Here is a 19,629-nt window from a genome sequence, read left to right as displayed (position 1 = left end):
TAGCGCTTGCATCATGTCGATCCCAGGGCAGGGTGCCAGTTCCCCGACGGATGCGCAGGGGCGCGGCAGTCCTGGCGTTCCGGCCTCCTCGAGCGACCTAGCAATATCGCTCGCAGTCGGGGACGACTGCCGTCTCGCGAGCGCCGTCGTGCGATCGATTGGCGGGGCATCGACTGCCCCGGTGGATCCCCGCAGGATTCGCCTTTCCGCTACAATTCACACATGCAGATCAGACCCTTAGCGCCCAAAGGGGCGGGCCGTGGCGCCGGCAACGCCACCTTGGATGACTTCGTACGTGTGCCCTGGGCACTCTACCGAGACGACCCTCATTGGATCGCTCCCCTGCGCTTCGAGCGCAAGGACGCCCTCTCGCCCAAGGCGCCGGTATTCGACCACGTGCAGTGGCAGGGTTGGGTGGCCTACGACCAGGCGGGCGCCCCCGTGGGAAGGATCACGGCGCAGATCGATTCGCTCTACGAGGAGCGCTACGGGGAGTTCGTCGGCTTCTTCGGTATGCTCGAAGCCCCAGATGACCAAGCGTACTTCGACGCGCTCTTCGAGACGGCCAAGGGCTGGCTTCGCGAGCGAGCGCGAACCCGCGTCCTCGGTCCGTTCAACCTCAATGTGAATCAGGAGGTGGGCGTGCTGGTGGACGGTTTTGACAGCCCACCCTACTTCATGATGGGGCACCACCGCCCCTACTATGGGACTCGCATTGAGGCGGCGGGTTTCGCCGGTACCCAAGACATGTTGGCCTACGAGATCGATACCGAGCGCTACGTAGTCCCGCCCGTCCATGAGCGCCTGCGCAAGCGCTACCTCAAGGGGCTGACCTTGCGGAGCATCGACAAGCGCAAGCTCGACGATGAGCTCGAACTGATGCGCGACATCTTCAACGACGCCTGGTCCGAGAACTGGGGCTTCGTGCCGTTCACGGAAGAGGAGTTCCGCACGGTGGGCAAGGAGATGTTGATGATCACTCCCGCGGACTTCCTTAGGATTGCGGAGATCGATGGGCGCGGGGTGGCCTTCATCGTCTTGCTGCCCAACGTCAACGCCCACATTGCGGATCTCGATGGCGCCCTGCTGCCCTTCGGGTGGGCGAAGCTGTTGTGGCGCTTAAAGCGGGGGCCCCTGCGCAGTGCGCGGGTACCGCTCATGGGGGTGCGCAGCGAGTTCCACCACACCCGCCTAGGGCCTGGCCTCTCCTTCGCCCTCATCCATTCGCTCAAGGAGCCGGCGATCGCCAGGGGTGTAGCCCGTTCGGAACTGTCCTGGATCCTGGAGTCGAACGACGGCATGCGCAGCATCATCGAGTCGATCGGTGGCAGGGTGTCAAAGCGCTATCGCATGTATTCGTGCGACCTGTGAGCCTGCCACCGATCGCGGTGGTGTTAGCCGGGGAACGCCCTGGAGGTAACGCACTGGCCCGTGCCCGCGGCGTTCGAAGCGCCTTGCTGATGGATCTGGAAGGGCGCGCCTTGATCGACTGGGCGTTGACCGCTATCGCCAACAGCGGCATCGAGCGCATGCTGCTGGTGGGACCTGGCAACGGTTTGTCCGAGAGCCCCGCAGTGCGCCGGTGGAGCGAGCGGGAGGAAGTGGACTGGGTGGCTCCGGCGCCAGGACCGGCCGCGAGTGCGATCGCCGGCGCCGAGCGCGCAGGCACCTGGCCGCTGCTGCTCACCAGCGCCGACCACGCGCTGCTGCGGCCTTCCACCGTACGCGAGTTCTGCGCGAAGGCGCAGGCGCTGGCCTCGGCAGATGTGGTGGTCGGTTTGGTGCCAGCCGATCGAGTGCGCGAGCGATTCCCCGACAACCAACGCACCTGGCTGCGCTTTCAGGACGGTGATTGCTGCGGCAGCAATCTCTTCTACTTGCGCACACCTGGCGCCCTGCGCGCGCTGCGTTTCTGGCAGTCGCTGGAGGCCCTGCGCAAGCACCCCCCGCGTATGGCGTACAAGCTAGGTCCCCTGGTGCTGGCACGCTACCTCGCCGGGCTATTGACCCGCGATGCTGCCCTCGCGCACATAGGCTCACGCTGCGAGGCGACGATTCGGGCCGTGCTGCTGGACAGCGCGGAGCTGGCCGTCGATGTGGACTCCCCTGCCGACTACACCCTAGCGGCACAAGTGCTGCGCGACCGACCCGCTGAACAGGACGAATGACGGTACGCCTGCTGTGCCTATGCAATGCCGGCGCCGGAGGTAAGACGGGGCGCGCCGACGCCCTACGGGCGCTGTTGCCCGACGCCGCCAACTTGCGCTCGATTCTCACGCAGAACGCAGAGCACGTATCGGTGCTGGTCGATGAGTTCGACGGCACTCACGAAGATCTCATCGCCATCAGCGGCGGTGACGGCAGTCTCCAGTGGCTCCTATCGTTGCTCGCACAACGGCACGAGCGGGGCCTGCCTTGTCCGCGCCTCGCCGTGCTCCCAGGGGGCTCCACCAACATGTCGGCGCGGGATATCAACCGCCACCATCGCTGGTCCGCTGCTGCGGCTGTGCTCGCCCAGGTGGCGAAGGACGGGCCGCAGGCGTCGACCTTTGTTCGAAGGCCCGTGCTCAGGGTGCATCGAGCGAGCGGCGTCCAAGCGGGTTTCTTCCTCGGCGCCGGAGCCGTGGTGGAGGGCATCGACTACTGCAATCGTCGCTTGTGGGCTGAGGGTGCCGCACGCCGCGAACTGACCGCAGGCCTCGCCATGGCACGGACCGTGCTCGGCGTGCTGCGGGCGGAGGCGCCCTTCGACTCGCCCTTGCCGCTCGCCTTGGAGGCCTTCGGCGAGCGGGAGAGTGAAGCGATACGTTTGGCGCCTAGCACGGGTGCTACTGTGCTCGCCGTTTCCACCCTCGATAGACTGCTGGTCGGCGCACGTCCCCATTGGGGCGCGGAGAGCGGCGCCGTGCGCTTCACGCTGGTCGAGCGCTCGGCACGCCTGCTTCGCCACTTGGGCGGATTGCTGGGCCTGCCGGGGCTGGGCCGGCCGGGCGCTGACGCCGGTTATCACAGCCACAATTGCACGCGCTTAAAGCTCAGCTTCGCCAGCGAGCGCAAGGCGCAGCAGCCCGCAAGCTATGCGATCGATGGCGAAGTGTTCGCTGCTCCTGCCGAGGCGTTGACCGTCGATGCCGACTGGGCGCCGGAATTCCTTATTCTCTAGCTCGGCCGGGTCCTTGCAGACGCTGGCTCGCGGTGAAAGCAACAGCTCTTCCATGCTATCTTGGCGGGCTTTCGTCGAGCTGAATTGCAGGAGATGCGTTGAAAGCCATCATTCTCAGCGCCGGCCAGGGGCGACGCTTGCTTCCCCTGACGGAGAACACGCCGAAGTGCGCCCTTGATGTCGCCGGCCGCACCGCCCTCGAGTGGCAGCTGAGCCAGATCGCCCAGACCGACATCGATCAGGTAGTGGTAATGACCGGGTTCCGCGCGCCCGTGGTCGAGGCGATCACGCAAGCGTTTACCGAAGTGGCAGTGAGGACTACGCACAACCCCTTCTACGCGGCCTGCGACAACCTCGGCACCTGCTGGCTGGCGCGCCCGGAGATGACGGGAGAGTTCGTCATCATGAACGGCGACACCTTGTTTGAGGCAGCGGTCCTGCAACGCTTGCTCGACTCGCCTGCCGATCACGCGGTGACCCTCTGTATCGATCGCAAGGGTGAGTACGACGACGACGACATGAAGGTGGTGGAGCAGGGGGGGCGCCTGGAACGCGTCGGTAAGCAGCTTGGCGATGCCCCCGTCAACGCCGAATCGATTGGACTGATGACCTTTCGCGGCGACGGTCCTGCCGTCTTCAGCGCCCAACTCGATCGAATGATGCGCGACGAGAGCGGTCTAAAGCGCTGGTACCTGTCTGCGATCGATGCGTTGGCGCCGCAGGGCCACGTCGGCGTGTGTTCGATCGAAGGCCTAAGCTGGTGCGAGGTCGATGATGCGGCCGATTTAGCGCATGCGGCCAAGGTGGTCGCGACCTGGCCAAGCCCGTGAGCCTAGCCAACCGAGGAGTAAGGGCGAGATGAACGAGACGATGACCAAGTTTGGTTATCCCCAGACGCTCATCCACGAGTACGAGCACTGGTGTGTGCTGCTGCGTCCCAAGCAGGTCACGCTCGGCTCCTTGGTGCTCGCCGCGCGCAGTGAGGCCACTCGCTTTTCCGATCTGTCGCCGGCGTCGATCGCCGAGCAACACCAGGCAGTCGCCGATATCGAGCGCGTGCTGGGCGAGTGGGTGCAGTACGAGAAGATCAACTACCTGATGCTGATGATGGTAGACCCGCACGTGCACTACCACGTGATACCGCGATATTCCGTCCCCCGCAGCTTCGCTGACATCGAGTTCGCCGATGCGGGTTGGCCGGCCTTGCCAGCCCTCGGCGACCCCATCGCAATGACTCCCGCGCAGAACGAGGCGCTGATCACGGACCTGCGCGCCCGCTGGTGATTCACCTGGCTGCCGCGTGATCGTCGACCGCTACATCACCCGGCACATCGCCAGCCCGATGTTGCTCATCATCGGGCTGTTCGTTGCCTTGTTCGTAACCTACAGCCTAACTCGCTTCCTGACTGATGCGGCTACGGGCCTGCTCAGCATGTCCGAGGTGCTGCGGATCACCGCCCTGCGCGGGATCATCGCCCTAGAGGTGTTGATTCCGATCAGCCTCTACGTGGCGATCGTGGTCGGCCTAGGTCAGCTGTACAGCGACAGTGAGATGGATGCCTTGCGCAGCGCCGGCCTGTCGCGGCCTCGCCTCATGCGCCCGATCGTCGCATTGGCCTTGGTGGTTGCGCTGGTGACCGCCGTCGGTTCCCTGGTGGTGCGACCCTGGGCCTACGCGAGCATCTACCAGTTGAAAGCTGAGGCGGAGGCTAGCGATGAGCTTGAGCGCATCAAACCTGGACAGTTCTATCACTACGAGGATCAGGATCGCACCGTATACGTGCGTGCCCGTGGCCAGCAAGCGGGCGATCTGCGCGGTATCTTCGTTCGCACGCGGGTCGCCGACCGGGTGGAGGTGATCGCCTCGGCACGCGGGCACGTGGAGGAGTTCGTGACCCCCACCGATCACGAGCTGCAGCTTGAGAACGCGCGGGTCTTTCGCATCGAAGACGGTGAGTTCGACGTGGTGGGCGAGTTCTCCGCCCTACGCCTGACCCTTGCAGCGGCCGTGCCGCAAAGGCCTCCCTACAAGGCGAAGTCGGCCACCTCTGCTGTCCTAGCGCAGTCCACCGTGGGTGACGATCAAGCCGAGTACCAGTGGCGTCTGTCGACTGGGCTCTCGGTGATGCTGCTCGCCTTGTTGGCGATACCCCTCAGCCACAGCCTACCGCGCCAGGGTCGCTATTCGAAGGTAATGATCGCCGTTGGGGTATACGCCGTGTACTACATCCTGATCGGCATGGCGCGCACCTGGGTGGAGCAGGAGCGCCTATCGAGCATCTTCTGGGTGCCCGCTTTGCTCACGGCTGCGGTGGTGGTTGCGTATAAGCCGTGGCGTGGCGGTAAGCTCTAGTGCGGCTGAACATCTACCTAGTGACCAGCATGATCAAGGCCCTGCTGCCGGTGACCTTGATGCTCCTTGCCCTGTTCAGCTTCCTCGCCTTGGCGGAGGAGCTCGAGGACGTAGGCAAGGGGCTCTATAGCGCCACCGATGCGCTGGTGGTCATTAGTCTGACCTTGCCGAATCGTCTGCTCGATCTACTGCCGGTGATGCTGTTGCTGGGTGCCCTGATCGGTATCGGAGGGCTTGCAGGTCATAGCGAACTCACCGCAGCGCGGGCGATTGGTCGGTCCCCACTGCAACTTATGCGAGGCCCCATTCTGACGGCGCTGGCAGTCGGTGTCGTGCTGCTGCTGGCGGCCCAGTTCATCGTTCCCGCGGCGGAACGCGAGGCCCAGCGTCTGCGCGAGAAAGCGGACGTGGGAGGGGTGCAGGCTGCGGCCGACTCCCCGGACCCCGAGGCAGACTTCTGGACCCGCAGTCGCCAACAGATCATTCGCGTTGACGGTAAACGCAACGGGGGGCTGTTGCAGGACGTGGAGATCTACGCGTTCGAGGATGATTCATTGGTGAGCGTGCGTCAGGCGGCCTCGGCGCGCGTAATCGATCGCCAGCAGTGGCAGCTGCAAGATGTGCGTGTGCTCGCTGTGGCGCAGGGCCAGCCTGCGGCAGATCGACGCGTGGTCGGTGAGGCACGCGCCGTAGACCTCCCCATCGGTGGCCTTGACACCCTGAGTGCGCCGGCCGCGTCCCTCGGCCTCTACGATCTCGCCGCGCGGATCGCCCACGCACGCGCTAACGCCCTCGATGTACACGGTTTACGCGTGTTGCTGTGGCAGCGGCTGAGTCTGCCCTTGGCGGCCCTCGCCATGATGCTGCTGGCACTGCCCTTCGTCTTCGGCAACACGCGCGTGTTACCGATCGGCGAGCGCGTGACCTTTGGTGTGATCGCCGGTGTTGCCTTCTACCTCGTGGAGCAAGTGAGCGTGCACCTGGCGGTGATTTACCGTTTGCACCCGGTGCTCCTATCCCTCGCGCCAGAGATGATCATTCTGATGTTGCTGGGCGTGTGGCTTTGGCGCTTGAGCGAACACTAGCGAAGACGTTAGGAATGTTCGGTTAGACTGGGACGGTCGACGGGCTGCCGATCGAGCGGGTCTGAGAGGTGAAGCCACAGGGCGCGCATGCCGCATCCGCTAGGTACAGTCTGGCGTCCACAGGAGCGGCCGGGTCTGGGGGTAAGCGGAACAGGTGAAAACCTGCACGATGATGCTCATGCTCGCTCGAGGCGGACGGCGCACAGAAGCATGGTACGGTGCCCACGCGGTAGGCGAGCGGCTTGTGCAGGTGGCCGTGGAGCAGCAGCGCTGGCGGGTGCTCGTGCAGGAGTTCGGCGAGCGCGGCGGCATCGCGCAGGGCCTTGCGCGCGGCGCACAGCGATGAGTCTGCAGGATGGTGAACAACTAGCACCGTCGGTGCATCGCAAGGCTCGGCCAAGGCCATGCGCAGGGCCTCGAGCTGTTCGGCGCCGAGGTACCCATCTGCCCGAGTCAGGGGCGCCGCGTAGGCGCTGTTGAGGCCGATCAGGCGGGCACCGGCAAGTAGCAGCGTTCGGGGCCAAGGGGCATCCGTAAGCGGCGCGCCGAAGAGATCTAGGTCACCTAGCTCGCGCTGCCACCAGGCCACGGAATCGGCGCGGTACAGGTCGTGATTGCCGGGCACCAAAAACACGGGCAGCTTTGCCCGTAGAGACTCGAGCCAGCCGCGGATCTGTCGCATCTCCTCGGCTAGGCCGATGTGCAGCAGATCGCCGCTAATTACCATCGCATCAGGGGTATGCGCAAGGGCGGCGTCAGCGCTGGCCTCTAGCATGCGCGTGCTGTGCTCGTAGCGCCGCCGACGCCGCCAGGACAGATAGCCGAGCAGGCGCTTGCCGAGCAGCTGGGCGGGACGCACGCCGCGAAGGTCCGTGGTGTGCGTGTCGCTTAGATGGGCGAGCGTGAAGGGCATGGGCAGGGGACGCGTTATACTTGGGCGTTTGCTTCGAGTCAGGTACGAACGCCAGCGAAGCGCAATTAAAGCGAACGATAACACTGTGATCTACGTGCACATAGTCGGCCGGGCGGCGGTGCCGCTTTGGGGCCTGGAAGCGACCACCCGTGTGGCGCGTCAGCTGCGGCAATTCACCGCCTTCGAATTGCTCGAGGGACTGCCACAGTCGCCACTAGAGCATCCACTGCTCGTAGTACACGCGGGGTATCTGTTTGAGCTGCGCACGCTCGAGGGTCTTCACGAGGCCGGGCCAGGCCATGCGCTACGGGCGAGTGACGACGGAGGCCTCGCAGCCGCGCTGGTCGCGGGTGATGATGCGCCCCGTGGCCGCGCGGCGCTGGTCGAGCAGCAGCCCCAGGGGCTGAGGGTGCTCGAGGCGGGCGATCTCAATGCCTTCGACGGCATGCTTCGCAAGGCCGAGCCCCCCCTATTGGCGAGGGTCGACGCCTCCTCTCAGGAGCGCTTGGAGAGCGTGCTCTACGGCAACTCCTACAAGGGCATCACGGATCTGGTCACCAAGTGGTGGTGGCCGCGTCCAGCCCGTGTGGTGGTGGGGTGGTGCGCGAGGTTAGGCATCACGCCGAACATGGTCACGCTGACGGGCTTCGCGTTGATGTTGGCGAGCTGTTGGTGGTTCTACCAGGGGCAGTACGTCCTCGGCCTCGTGAGCGGCTGGATCATGACCTTCCTGGACACAGTGGACGGCAAGCTCGCACGGGTGACCGTTCAGTCGTCCAAGCTCGGACATGCGTTGGATCATGGAATGGACATCCTCCATCCGCCGTTCTGGTACGTCTTCTGGGGGGTGTCCCTAGCCGGTGGGGGGGCGGAGCCGCTGTGGGGTGTCTCGCTCGCCACCTGGAGTCTGTGGGTGCTCCTCGGCTACGTGGGCGGTCGGATCGCCGAGGGGCTGTTCGACATCCTCGGGGAATGCTCTCTATTTGCCTGGCGACCATTTGATGCGTACAACCGACTGGTCACCGCCCGGCGCAACCCAAGTCTGATCCTGCTGAGCGCTTCCGTGCTTGCGCAGCGGCCGGACTGGGGCTTCTACGCCGTGGTCCTATGGACCCTCGTCAGCACGGCGCTGTTGTTCCTGAGGCTGCTCCAGGCAGCGTGGTGGCGCTGGCGCGAGGGTCCTGTCCGCTCCTGGTTGATGGATCCGGCGCAGGCGCGCTCGACCCATCCCCAGGCCTTCCGTCGTTTCTCAGGGACGCGTTCTGCCTACGGGAGCGCGCAGCAGGCTGATGGCGCTCCCTCCGCCCACTGACTCGGTACCCTCATTTGAGCTAGCGAATCTCATAGGTGCTAGGATCGGCCTGGCAGAGGGGGCAGTCGGCTCGATGGCGCTGCTGGAGCAGGATGAAGATCTGGGTACCCTGTTCGCGGCGCTGCGTGTCCGCTACGGTGACAGCCTTCGGGCAGTGCTCCTGTACGGCTCCTACACGCGAGGCGAGCGCGATACGTTAATCGATCTCTACGTGCTGACGGAGGGCCCCGTGCCTACCGCAGCCTTGCCGCACTGGCAGCGCTTCGCGAACCGCATACTCGCGCCGAATGTGTACCAACTCGGCGTGGCGACCGGCGCCCGTTGCAAGTACGCTCTGGTGCCCCTCGCGGCCTTCGAGCGCCATCTGCGAGAGGACTTTCACTCCTATTTTTGGGCTCGTTTCGCGCAGCCCTGCCAGGTACTCTACGTGGCCGACGCGGGCACGGCGACGCGCCTAGTAGTGTGTCTCGCCAATGCCGTCAGGCGAATGCTCACGGAAGCACAGCGAGGCATGCCGCACTGTGCGCCAACGCCGCAGGCCCTATGGCAGCACGCTCTATCCCAGACCTATCGGTGTGAGCTGCGCGCCGAGAGCGGGCTGCGCGCTGGACAGTTGGTGGAGCGCGATCACGCGTACTTCGTGCAGCTCGCGCAAGCGTGGAGCGCAGAGCAGCCGCGAGTGGAAGGGAACCGGTCCTCTTGGCCGCTCGCCGCGTCACCAGGTGGCTGGCGGTGGCCCGCGCGCAGGCTGTGGGGCAAGGCCTTGAGCGTTGCCCGATTGCTCAAGGCAGCGTTCACCTTCAACGACGGCTTCGAGTACTTGTTGTGGAAGATCGAGCGCCACTCCGGCATATACGTGGAGCCCACGCCCTTGCAGCGCCGCTGGCCGCTGTTGTTCGCCTGGCCTCTGTTCTGGCGTCTCTATCGCCTCGGCGCCTTTCGCTGACCAAGGGTCTAGGCGGCGATGAGGTCTGCCGTGGCCGCGGCCATCGCGGACTTGATCGCTTCCACTTGGGCGTGAGTGTGTGCCGCGCTCACGCTGCAGCGGATCAGACTGGAACCATCGGGTGAGGCGGGGGGCACGATGAGGTTGGTGTATACCCCGTGTTCGAGCAGTCGCTGCCAAACACCCAGGGCAGCTTCCGCGCTCGGGCAGCGTACGGCGACTACTGGTGAGGGCTGTGGCCCGAGCGTCAGGCCAAGCGCCGTGAATCTCTCATATAGGCCGTGAGCATGCTGCCAGAGCCGTTCGCGGCGCTCCGGCTGGGAGCGCAGGAGCCGCAGGGCGGCACGCGTACTCGCCACCACGGAGGGGCAGGGAGAGGCGGTGAAGATGAAGGGCCTCGAGGTGTAGCGAAACAGGGAAAGCTCCTCGTGGCGGCTCACGCAAAAGCCGCCCGTGGCGCCGAGGCTCTTGGAGAAGGTGCCGACGAGAAAGTCGACCCGATCGAGAACGCCATCCGCCTCCGCCAAGCCCCTTCCATGAGCTCCCATCGTGCCGAGCGAGTGCGCCTCGTCTACAAGCAGTAAGGCGCCGTAGCGCTCACAGACGTCGCAGAAGGGCTCGAGAGCGGGGTAGTCGCCAAGGATTGAGTACAGTCCTTCTATGGCCACTAAGGTGCGTTTGGCGCGCTCGCCTAAGCGGCGCAGGCGCTTATCTAGATCGATGGGGTCGTTGTGGCGAAAGCGAAAGACATCCGCACCGGACAGCCGACACGCATCGTACAAGCTCGCATGAGCGTCGGCGTCGAGCATGACGCAGTCACCTGGTCCAAGGAGTGCAGCGATGGTGCCGAGATTGGCGCTGTAGCCCGTCGAAAAGAGCATGGAGTAGGGGTAGCCGAAGAATTCTGCTAAGTCAGCCTCGAGTGCTTCGTGATCGGTGTAGTTGCCATTTGCCACACGCGAACCAGTGGTGCCCGTGCCGAATTCCGCCAGGGCCTGTTGCCCTGCCTGGATGCACTCTTGCTCGAAGGTAAGTCCTAGGTAGTTGTTGGTGCCGGCCATGATGACTTCGCGGCCATCGATCTGCGCGGTGGTCGCGTCGATCGCCCGCTCGATGGGCACCGCCACTGGGTTGATGGGCGTCTTCGCCAGGGCGTCGCGCTTTGCGCGCGGCTGGGCGAACTTTTCCAATAGGCTCATACGTCCCCCTGCGCCACGACGACCTTCGCTAGATCGCCGAGCGTATGAATCTGCGCCAAGCTATCGAGATCGATGTTGATATCGAAGTGATCTTCCACCTCAGCGACGAACTGCATGATCACCACTGACTCGAGCCCAAGGGTGTTGATGGGCGTGGCCGCGTCGATCATCTTCTGCTCCGCGCTCAGGAAGCCGTGCAGCAGCTGGCTCAGGGTCTGCTCGATCTCAGTCATCGTTCGTCTCGTTCCTCAGGCGCGCCGTGCCAGTGGCCAAATCCACTGCCGGCTCCCAGCCGGTGGCTTCGGTAAAGGCGCGATTATCGCAGAGCCAGCGAGGGTAACCCAGCTCTCTAGCCTTGCCAGGGGTAAGCATGGGTGCGTAGCGCAGAGCGGTGGCGGCCAGCAGGTTGGCCGTCCCCACCGCGTGCAGCAACGCCTTTGGCACGGGCAGGATGCGGGCGTGCTTGTGGGGCGCAATCGCTGCGGCGATCTCTGGCCACGAGTAGCCGTTGGGCGCGCCATCGTGCAGGGTGAAAGTCTGGTCCAAGTCGTCTTGTCCCGGTGCGCATTGCAGCCAGGCGACCACGGCGTTGGCGAGGTCGTCCACGTGCAGGAAGCAGATGCGCTGATCGACGGGGCCCGGACGAGGTACCCAGCCGCGGCGGATCGTCTGGAACAGGCCGGCAAGCTCCCGGTCCCCTGGGCCGTAGACGGCGGGCGGGCGCAGCACGGTGACAGAACGAGCGCTCAGGGCGACTTCACCAGCGCGCTTGCTGGCGGCGTAGGGCGATAAGCTTGGTTGGGTCGCCGCGAGTGAGGACATGAGCAGCAAACGAGGCGGTGCCGTTAGCCCTTCCAAGGCGTAGGCGAGCGCGGTGAACGGTCGCTCGTTGACCCGCGCAAACTGCTGGAAGGTGCGCCCGCGCACGGCCCCTGCCAGGAGGATCACGGCCTCGGGCGCGTCCTCACGATCCAGCAGATCTCGCCAGGCGGCGCAGTCGAGCTGATCGAACGGAAGTTGCTCTATGCCCGTTAGTAGCTCAGGACGTCGTTGGTGCTGGGCGGGGCGGACAAGGGCGGTGAGCCGATGGCGGAGATGTAGCAGCGCTTGCTGCAGGCGGCGACCGATGAACCCGGTCGCCCCGGTCAGTGCGATGTGCAATCAGGCGACGCTGCCGCTGGTGGCAAAGTCCTGGTGAACGGGAGCGTGACTGGCCTGACGCTCGAGGTGATCGAGCTTCGCGCGCGAGCGCGACAGCTTGCCTGACGAGGTGCGCGGCAGGGTGCGTGGAGGCACGAGGTCCACGTGCACGCGAATGCCGAACTGCTTCTGCACGCGCTCGACGATCTCCTCCGCCAACTCCGCGTCTTGGTGGCGAGACTCCACCACGATCACCACCTTTTCTGGACTATCGCCCTCGTTCACTGAGAAGGCGGACACGTTGCCCATGCGCACCTTCGGGGAACTCTCCGCAATGTACTCAAGGTCCTGCGGCCAGATGTTGCGACCGTTGATGATGATCACATCTTTGCGCCGCGCGGTGATCACTAGCTGCTCGCCGATGCGGTAGCCGATGTCGCCTGTGTCGAGCCAACCATCTTGCGAGAGCACGGCGGCCGTGGCCTCCGGGTCGCGGAAGTAGCCAGTCATCACGGACGGGCCGCGAAGGCAGATCCGGCCGCAGGTGCGCTCGGGGAGTTCGTTACCGGCGTCGTCACGTATCGCCAGCTCGTAGCTTGGCAGCAGGTTGCCGCAGTCAACGAACTCCAGTGTTTGGTCGTCGGGATGATCGGCGGCGACGGGCGTTGCCTTGCCCTGGTCGGTCATCTCCACCTTGTCGACTGTGTCAATGCTCACGCCATGGTCCATTTGCACGAAGCTCACGGCGAGCGCGCACTCGGCCATGCCGTAGCAGGGGACGAAGGCTTTCGGATCGAAGTTGGCGTCCTTGAGCAGCTTTGCGAACTGCTCGAGCGGACCACGAGGCACGCGCTCAGCGCCCACGCAGGCCGCTCGCCATGCAGATAGGTCGTAGCGCTCGCTGTCTGCGACACGCAGGCGCTTCGCCACCAGCGCGTAGCCGAAGGGTGGGCTCGAAGAGATCGTGCCGCGATTGTCGGAAAGCAGCTTCAACCACAGGCGTGGGCGCATGGCGAAGGTGCGCGGGCTGAGATAGTCCGCGGAAAGTTGGCTGCCCAGGGGCACTAGGACGAAACCGACTAGGCCCATGTCGTGGTAGAAGGGCAGCCAGCCGACGAAGCGGTCCCTGCTGGTGAGCTTCAGGCCGTACCGGCAGATCTCTCGCAGATTCGTCAGAGCCGCTGACTGCGACACCTCGACGCCGCGCGGAAACTGAGTGCTCCCCGAGGTGTACTGAAGGTAGGCCGGTTCGTCACCCGTGAAGGGTTCGAATGGCAGGTTGTAGTCTGCTGACAGCGAGTCAAACGCATCGGCTTCGCCAGCGAGCACTAGGTCGAGACCTTCGCACGCGGAATCGAGCAGCGCGCTGTGCGATGCGGGTGCCACGGCCACCGCCGCGTCGCACGACATTAGCATCTGGCGGATCTGCCTCACCCACGCCTCCCCTCCCCCGAGCTGCAGGCCGGCGGGCAGCGCCACCGGAAGCAGTCCCGCGTACTGAGCAGCGAAGAAAAAGCGGATGAACAGCGGATCAGTCTCGGCCACGATGGCGACGCGGTCACCGCGCTGCAGGCCGAGGCCGAGCAGCTTGCGCGCCAGCAGCTGCGCTTCCTGGCGCAGGGTGGCGTGCGTGAGGCGATGTTCCAAAGCGCCCTTACCGTCATAGAAGTTGTACCCGGCCTTGCCCTGAGCGGCGTAGTCGAGTGCTTCCACAAGGTTGGCGAAGCCATCGCTCCGCAGGGGCAGTTCGTCGTTGAATCCCGTTGGCGTCAGCTCAGCGTCACGGTTCATAAGTGTCTAAAGTCTCGGTCCTTCCAAACCGCTTACGCCTGGGCCGTGGGCCCGCGCGCGTGCGGTTGATCAAACGTGGGCGGGCAGCAACGCTGCGGCACCGTTATGTTGGAGTCCCAATAGCGCCAATCACAAGAAATCCCGCCCCACCGCCTTTCGCGGCGTGGCATCAAACTCCCCGTGGAGCGCTCCCGATGGTCTCCCCCTCACCCAGGCACGTCGTTCTTCGACCTTCCCCCGGCGCCGTTCGCAAGGTGAGGATGCGAACGACTAATCGGAAGATCATAACGGTTTCAGCAACATGAAACAATTATGATGCTTCAATTCAGCCATATTTGAGGCCGCTCTTCCCCCGACTTTCAGCCGGTCTCAACTCGCGAAACAAGCCGAATTCTGCACTCTCAACGCTATTTTGACGCGCCGCACTTGGCGCGCTGCAGCGAAATCGCCGTTCCTAGCGTGTTCCCCGTATCCGGGGAACGGTTACACGCAGCGCGCAAGACATTACCGCCAGCATCTGCCGCCAGCCCCGATGGGCGTCGAGCGGATTGTACGCATCTACACCCGAACTGGCAGCAATCGCGTAACTGCCGAGTCGATGTGACATATCGTAGCGCCATCACCCCCAGGCGGCGCGCATGCCAGGAGGTCCCCACCTACCCCGCCGCGGGAGATGGCGGCTAACGGGCGAATTCCGTCGAGCCGTGAGGCGTTTGCGGACGCCAGCCGGTAAGCTGGCGCACCGTTACCCAGCCGCACCTTACACGGAGGTGAGTGTCCTTATGACCGCTCGACTGCAGTTCCTCGCAGGCCCTATGGGTGCCGCCGCGCCCATCGTCGTCTTCGTCGTGTGGGCCGTTGCCATCTCCGTGGCGGGAGCACCGAGCGAGCACGGACTCATCTTTGGCATGTTGCTGGGGCTTGTGCTCGGCATGTTCTTGTGTCGCAGCGCGTGGTCTGACTACGCGGACGAGCTGTTTAAGGGCATGGCCAACCCGGTCGCTACCGTCACCATCATGGCGTGGTTTTGGGCCGGGATGTTTGCGCAGCTCGTGCGCGCCGGAGGGTTGGTCGACGGCCTCGTGTGGCTGGGGGGAGTCTCAAACGCCACCGGCGGCACATTCGTCGGTGCTACCTTCGTCCTCGCCGCCGTTTTCGCGTCGGCGGTGGGCACGGGCTATGGCACCGTGGTCGCCTTCTGCACGTTGATGTTTCCGACGGGGATCATTCTGGGCGCCGACCCCACCTGGCTGTTCGCGGCCATCCTCTCTGGGGCTGCCTTCGGCGACAACTTGGCGCCGGTCTCGGACACCACGGTGGTATCGGCCACCACCCAGGGCACAGATATTCCAGGGGTTGTGCGAAACCGCTTCAAATACTCTCTTATCGCTGCCGTGCCGGCCTTGATGCTGTTCGTCTTACTGGGGGGCGGTGACGGCAGCGTTGACCGCGCGGCCGCGAACGCCCTGTTTGCCGAGTCCGCCTCCCCTCAAGGACTCATTTTGCTGATTCCCTTCGCCTTGGTGATAGGCCTCGCCCTCAGGGGAACGCACATCATCATCACGCTCACCTGGGGCATCTTGTGCGCGCTCGCCTTGCAGTTTGGTCTCGGCCTGTCTGAGCCGGATGCGATTCTGTTCATTGATCCAGAGCGCGATCTCGTCGGTGGAGCCCTGGTTGATGGGATCACCGGTTACATCGGTCTGTCGATTTTGATTTTGCTGATTGTTGCGGGCGGTCACCTAATGAAAATAGGTGGTGCCTTAGGGGCCATAGTAGACGCCATGAAGCGCTTCGCGGGCGAGTCTGTGGCGCGAGCGGAGACTGCGATCTGGGGTCTCGTGTTCTCCCTCAACTCTTTTATCACCATCAACACGGCCGCAGAGATCACGGCCGCGCCGGTCGTCCGCGAACTCGGAGAGAAGTTCGACCTTCACCCGTACCGGCGCGCCAATATGCTGGACGCGGTGACCTCGGCCATCGGGTACATCTTCCCCTGGGGCGGGGGGATCCTGATCGGCTACCAGACGATTCGTAACCTCGAGCAAAGCTACGACTTCGTAAAGGCCGTGCCGCCGACGGACGTATGGGCCTACGTGCTGCACGGCTGGTTCCTGGCCGCCGTCATGCTCGTGGCCGCGGTCACCGGGTTCGGACGGATCTACACCGGCGCCAATGGCGAGCCTGTCAGGGATCGTCCAGCCGCCATCTAGTGGGCCGCTTGGTAAACTAAGGTGACGCGCAGCGTGCTACTCGCCCTTCGGGTCTGCCCAGGGGCAGCGTCCGCGGCGTTGCATCGCTTGCCAATGCGATGCCATTGGCTGCGCGACGCTAGCCGTGCACCAATTGCGCGCTGAGCCGTTCTACTCCATACCTTCCAACACCTTTTGTACTGAGGAGAGCCCCGAAGATGGCGAATCCGCTCCGAAAGCCCCTACTGACGGCGCTCGCTCTGTACGCGACGTTGGTCGTGGGTGCGCTCAGCGCATCGAGCGCGTGCGCCCAGGGTGGTGCCGGTGGCCGCGTGTCACCGCAGATGATCTTCGATCGCCTCGACAGCAACGGCGACGGCCAGCTGACGCGCCGAGAACTCGCCGGCCGCGAGCGCCTGCTCTCCGCCTTCGAGCACCTTGACGGCGACGGCGACGGCGCCATCAGCTACGAGGAGATGTCTGCGATCGCCGGTCGTGGCCGCGGCGCGCACAGCGGTGGCGGGGCGCGAGGTCAACGCGCGACGGCCCCACCGGCGCGCAGCGCTGCGGCGAGCACCGTCGATCCAACGGCCGCGCAGCCGGTGGCCTTGCCTGCGCCGCGCTACGGCACGGCGCGCAGCGCCGTCGAGGTAGGCCGCGGCCGCGACGCCGTGTCGCTCAAGCTGTCCTTTCCCCTCGGCGACGGCCCCTTCCCAATTATCCTGTTCTCTCCCTACCTCGCCGGCAGCGACCAGGCCTACCAGCCGCACCATGATTTTTTCGCCGGCCAGGGCTACGTGGTGGCGGAGCTGCAGCATGATGCCTCCGTCGGGCGACTCTCTGACGGCAACCGAGATGCCCTCGCCAATTGGCGCGAGCGGCCCGAGGATCTCGCCTATGTGCTGGATCATCTGCAGGATATCGGTCGCCGCGAGCGGCGCCTGGAGGGGAAGCTAGATCTGGACGCCGTCGGCGCCAGCGGACACCTCATCGGCGCCCTCGGCGCGGCCCTGATGGTGGGCGCGACGCCGACCTCGGGCGAGCGCTACGCGAACCCGCAAGTCGATGCGGCCTTGCTGCTGGCGCCGCAGGGGCGCGGCAGCCTCATGGACGAGAACAGCTGGCGCGATATCGATCGGCCGATGATGGTCATCACGGGTACGGAGCTTCCGTCGCGGCGCACGGGTAACCCGGCGAGTTGGCGCACGGAACCTTTCCGCTACTCGCAGCCGCCGGACAAGTACCTCGTGTACGTCAACGGTATGGACGGTCGCTTTGGCGGCTTGTTCGATGAGGGCGGCAATAGCAGCAGCCGCTTTACGGGGGTGGTCAACGCAGGGCTCGAAAGCTACGTATTGCGCTCGGAGCTGTGGTTCTGGGATGCGCACCTTCGCGGCGACGGCGAGGCGCTGGCCGCGCTGGCCAACGGGCAGGTGCAAGGTGAGAGCGATGGGATCGCGGAGGCCTCGACCCGGCCCGGCAGCGACGAGCCCTCTCGAGTGGCAGGCGGCGCCGGCGGCGACTACGTGCCGGCCAGCGGCGTACTGCCAGCACGCCAGGAGCGGCTGACGCTCTACGATCGGGAGCGACGGCGAGAGGTTCCCGTCACCGTGTACGCGCCTAGTGCCAGTCCCCTGGACGAAGGGTGGCCTGTCGTGGTGTTCTCCCACGGGCTCGGCGAGTCTCGCGATTCCTACAAATACCTAGGAAATTCGTTAGCTTCGAATGGTTACGCCGTAATCTTCATGAACCACCAGGGCAGTGACGCCGCAGTGGCCAGGAACAACTTCCGCGGCCTGAACACGGTGGACAACGCGCAGCAGAAGGCAGCCGACACGCACTTCGTGATAGACCAGGTGGTTGCCGACGCGATCGATAGCGATCTGCTGCGCGGACGGATGGATGGAGACCGCCTGGTGGCGGCGGGGCAGTGTGCCGGATCCTCCATCGCCTCGGCCATGGGCGGCTTGACGGCCAAGCTACCCGGCAATCAGCGATTCTCGAGCCGGGATGATCGTGTGGATGCGATCATGTTGCTCGGGCCCCAGGTGCCCCTGGGGCTGGCCCAACCCTCGCGCGCCGGCAACGGTAAGGGCAGTGACATGCTGCAGCCCGATTCCTGGTCGGGCATTGACCTGCCGCTGTTGGTGGTGGCCGGCGAGCGCGACTTTCTCTGGTACGACGGCGTCAAGCGCAATCCTGATGTACGCGTCACTGCCTACACGACAGCAGTGTCCGATGAGAAGTATCTGGTAGACCTTGCAGGAGGCGGGCACCACGCGTTCACGGACTCGACCCCCTGGTATCCCGCCGGGCCGCGCAATCCGCAGCACCATGTGCAGATCGAGAAGTCGGTCATGGCTTTCCTCGATGCCTATATCGGGGGTGACGCCGACGCCCTGGCTTGGCTTCAGGCGCAACGGCTAGAAGGGGAGGGCGCGAGACAGGAGCACGTGAGCGCGCGCGGCCCCGCGACGACGGCGCTCGCGCTCGCCGACACACGGTCCTACCCATCGAGCGCCGACACTCCGCCACCGGCTGCCACGTCTTGGAATGGCGCGGATTACTACAAGCTCTCCCGTGGTCCCTACGCTATCGATGTGCTCACTCGCATCGACCTCGATGACCGCCGCCGCAACAAGCAGCTGCAGGTGCGGGTGACCTACCCGCGCGCGGCGAGGCAGCCGCGGCCGCTGATCGTGTTCTCCCACGGCGCGTGGGCCTCGAACGAGAACTATCAGCCGCTTGTGGAGCACTGGGTCAGCCATGGCTACGTGGTGTTGCAGGCGAACCACCGCGACTCCGCGGCCTTGGGAACGACCAAGCGCGACACTTCGGTGTTCCGCGAATGGCGCGATCGCCCAGAGGATGTGCAGCTCATGCTCGACTCCCTCGACCGTATCGAGGACGCCGCACCGGGCTTGAGAGGTATGATCGATCGCTCTCGGATCGGGGTTGGCGGACACTCCTATGGAGCGCACACGGCGCAGCTGGTGGCCGGTACCAAGATCCTCGACGCGCGCACGCAACGCCCCGTAAACCTTGGCGATGAGCGAGTGGACGCCGCCCTGCTGATGTCACCGCAGGGGCGCGGAGCGCTGCTCGACGAGCGGGCCTGGGACACCCTGCAGATGCCCATGATGGTGATGACGGGGTCTAATGACCCCGGCCGCGGCGGCGACGGCGTGAGCTGGCGAATCGATCCCTTTGTCTACGCTGCTAGCGATCAAAAGCATTTGCTTTTCATCGACGGTGCCTACCATGACTTTGGCGGCGCCACAGGCGGCACGATGTCTGGCTCTCGTGCGCACCCCGATGAGGACATCGTTCGCTATGCGCAGAGTGCCAGTATCGCCTTCTGGGATGCCTACCTGCTGGAATCGGCTGAGGCCTTGGGGTATCTGCAGTCGGGCGCTATGCAGCAGGCGTCTCGCGGTCGTGTGACCCTGACCCAGAGCCGGGCCGACGGCGAACGCATTTCCTCTCAGCACAACACGCGACCTGGGCGCGGTCGCGGTCGCACGCGACCGTAGGC

General features: G+C 64.9%; 16 protein-coding genes. 11 read left to right on the top strand and 5 right to left on the bottom strand.

All coding sequences use genetic code 11. The features are described 5' to 3' along the window. Nucleotides 1–222: 222 nt before the first annotated feature. The 7 genes from AAGA68_15000 (at nt 223) to lptG (ending at nt 6,601) form a co-directional block, all read left to right on the top strand. Complete coding sequence (locus AAGA68_15000) at nt 223–1,371, top strand: N-acetyltransferase (GenBank protein MEM9386364.1); 1,149 nt, start codon at nt 223–225, stop codon at nt 1,369–1,371. Continuing rightward, complete coding sequence (locus AAGA68_14995; GenBank protein MEM9386363.1) at nt 1,368–2,168, top strand: NTP transferase domain-containing protein; 801 nt, start codon at nt 1,368–1,370, stop codon at nt 2,166–2,168. The genes AAGA68_15000 and AAGA68_14995 overlap by 4 nt, the downstream gene beginning before the upstream one ends. Beyond that, complete coding sequence (locus AAGA68_14990; GenBank protein MEM9386362.1) at nt 2,165–3,163, top strand: diacylglycerol kinase family protein; 999 nt, start codon at nt 2,165–2,167, stop codon at nt 3,161–3,163. The genes AAGA68_14995 and AAGA68_14990 overlap by 4 nt, the downstream gene beginning before the upstream one ends. 98 nt (nt 3,164–3,261) lie before the next feature. Continuing rightward, entirely contained in the window at nt 3,262–3,993 is a 732-nt protein-coding gene (locus AAGA68_14985; protein ID MEM9386361.1) for a phosphocholine cytidylyltransferase family protein, read from the top strand. A gap of 28 nt (nt 3,994–4,021) precedes the next feature. After that, nucleotides 4,022–4,447 (top strand): HIT family protein, encoded by a 426-nt coding sequence (locus AAGA68_14980; GenBank protein ID MEM9386360.1) that lies wholly within the window; start codon nt 4,022–4,024, stop codon nt 4,445–4,447. A 16-nt stretch (nt 4,448–4,463) separates the two neighbouring features. Further along, the gene (lptF, locus tag AAGA68_14975) at nt 4,464–5,516 is read left to right on the top strand and encodes an LPS export ABC transporter permease LptF (GenBank protein ID MEM9386359.1); all 1,053 of its coding nucleotides are present in this window, start codon (nt 4,464–4,466) and stop codon (nt 5,514–5,516) included. Continuing rightward, nucleotides 5,516–6,601: an LPS export ABC transporter permease LptG gene (gene lptG, locus AAGA68_14970; GenBank protein ID MEM9386358.1), complete on the top strand. Its 1,086-nt coding sequence runs from the start codon at nt 5,516–5,518 to the stop codon at nt 6,599–6,601. Before lptF ends, lptG begins: the two co-directional genes overlap by 1 nt. Before the next feature lie 22 nt (nt 6,602–6,623). Here lptG and AAGA68_14965 read toward each other — a convergent pair whose 3' ends face one another. Beyond that, nucleotides 6,624–7,514, bottom strand: coding sequence for a metallophosphoesterase (locus tag AAGA68_14965; protein ID MEM9386357.1), 891 nt, complete (start codon nt 7,512–7,514; stop codon nt 6,624–6,626). Nucleotides 7,515–7,599: 85 nt separating this feature from the next. On the opposite strand from AAGA68_14965, the gene AAGA68_14960 reads away from it, so the two are divergent. Further along, nucleotides 7,600–8,826: a CDP-alcohol phosphatidyltransferase family protein gene (locus AAGA68_14960; GenBank protein ID MEM9386356.1), complete on the top strand. Its 1,227-nt coding sequence runs from the start codon at nt 7,600–7,602 to the stop codon at nt 8,824–8,826. A 73-nt stretch (nt 8,827–8,899) separates the two neighbouring features. Then, nucleotides 8,900–9,772, top strand: a complete 873-nt coding sequence (locus tag AAGA68_14955; protein MEM9386355.1) for a hypothetical protein — start codon at nt 8,900–8,902, stop codon at nt 9,770–9,772. Between the two features lie 8 nt (nt 9,773–9,780). On the opposite strand, the gene AAGA68_14950 is transcribed toward AAGA68_14955, so the two are convergent. The 4 genes from AAGA68_14950 to AAGA68_14935 are packed head-to-tail and all read right to left on the bottom strand — an operon-like array spanning nt 9,781 to nt 13,902. Continuing rightward, nucleotides 9,781–10,971, bottom strand: a complete 1,191-nt coding sequence (locus AAGA68_14950; protein MEM9386354.1) for an aminotransferase class I/II-fold pyridoxal phosphate-dependent enzyme — start codon at nt 10,969–10,971, stop codon at nt 9,781–9,783. Further along, nucleotides 10,968–11,204, bottom strand: a complete 237-nt coding sequence (locus AAGA68_14945; protein ID MEM9386353.1) for an acyl carrier protein — start codon at nt 11,202–11,204, stop codon at nt 10,968–10,970. Before AAGA68_14945 ends, AAGA68_14950 begins: the two co-directional genes overlap by 4 nt. Beyond that, nucleotides 11,197–12,132 carry an NAD(P)-dependent oxidoreductase gene (locus tag AAGA68_14940; protein ID MEM9386352.1) on the bottom strand — a complete coding sequence of 312 codons (936 nt, stop codon included), beginning with the start codon at nt 12,130–12,132 and terminating at the stop codon, nt 11,197–11,199. Before AAGA68_14940 ends, AAGA68_14945 begins: the two co-directional genes overlap by 8 nt. Next, nucleotides 12,133–13,902 carry a fatty acyl-AMP ligase gene (locus AAGA68_14935; protein ID MEM9386351.1) on the bottom strand — a complete coding sequence of 590 codons (1,770 nt, stop codon included), beginning with the start codon at nt 13,900–13,902 and terminating at the stop codon, nt 12,133–12,135. Between the two features lie 782 nt (nt 13,903–14,684). On the opposite strand from AAGA68_14935, the gene AAGA68_14930 reads away from it, so the two are divergent. Continuing rightward, nucleotides 14,685–16,115, top strand: coding sequence for a Na+/H+ antiporter NhaC family protein (locus tag AAGA68_14930; GenBank protein ID MEM9386350.1), 1,431 nt, complete (start codon nt 14,685–14,687; stop codon nt 16,113–16,115). 197 nt (nt 16,116–16,312) lie between these two features. Then, nucleotides 16,313–19,627, top strand: coding sequence for a hypothetical protein (locus AAGA68_14925; GenBank protein ID MEM9386349.1), 3,315 nt, complete (start codon nt 16,313–16,315; stop codon nt 19,625–19,627). The last annotated feature ends 2 nt before the right edge of the window (nt 19,628–19,629 follow it).

Source organism: Pseudomonadota bacterium (assembly GCA_039193195.1).
Classification (GTDB): Bacteria; Pseudomonadota; Gammaproteobacteria; order Steroidobacterales; family JBCBZW01; genus JBCBZW01.
The sequence above is the reverse complement of the archived record's forward strand: the minus strand, read 5'-3'. Positions and strand labels throughout refer to the sequence as shown.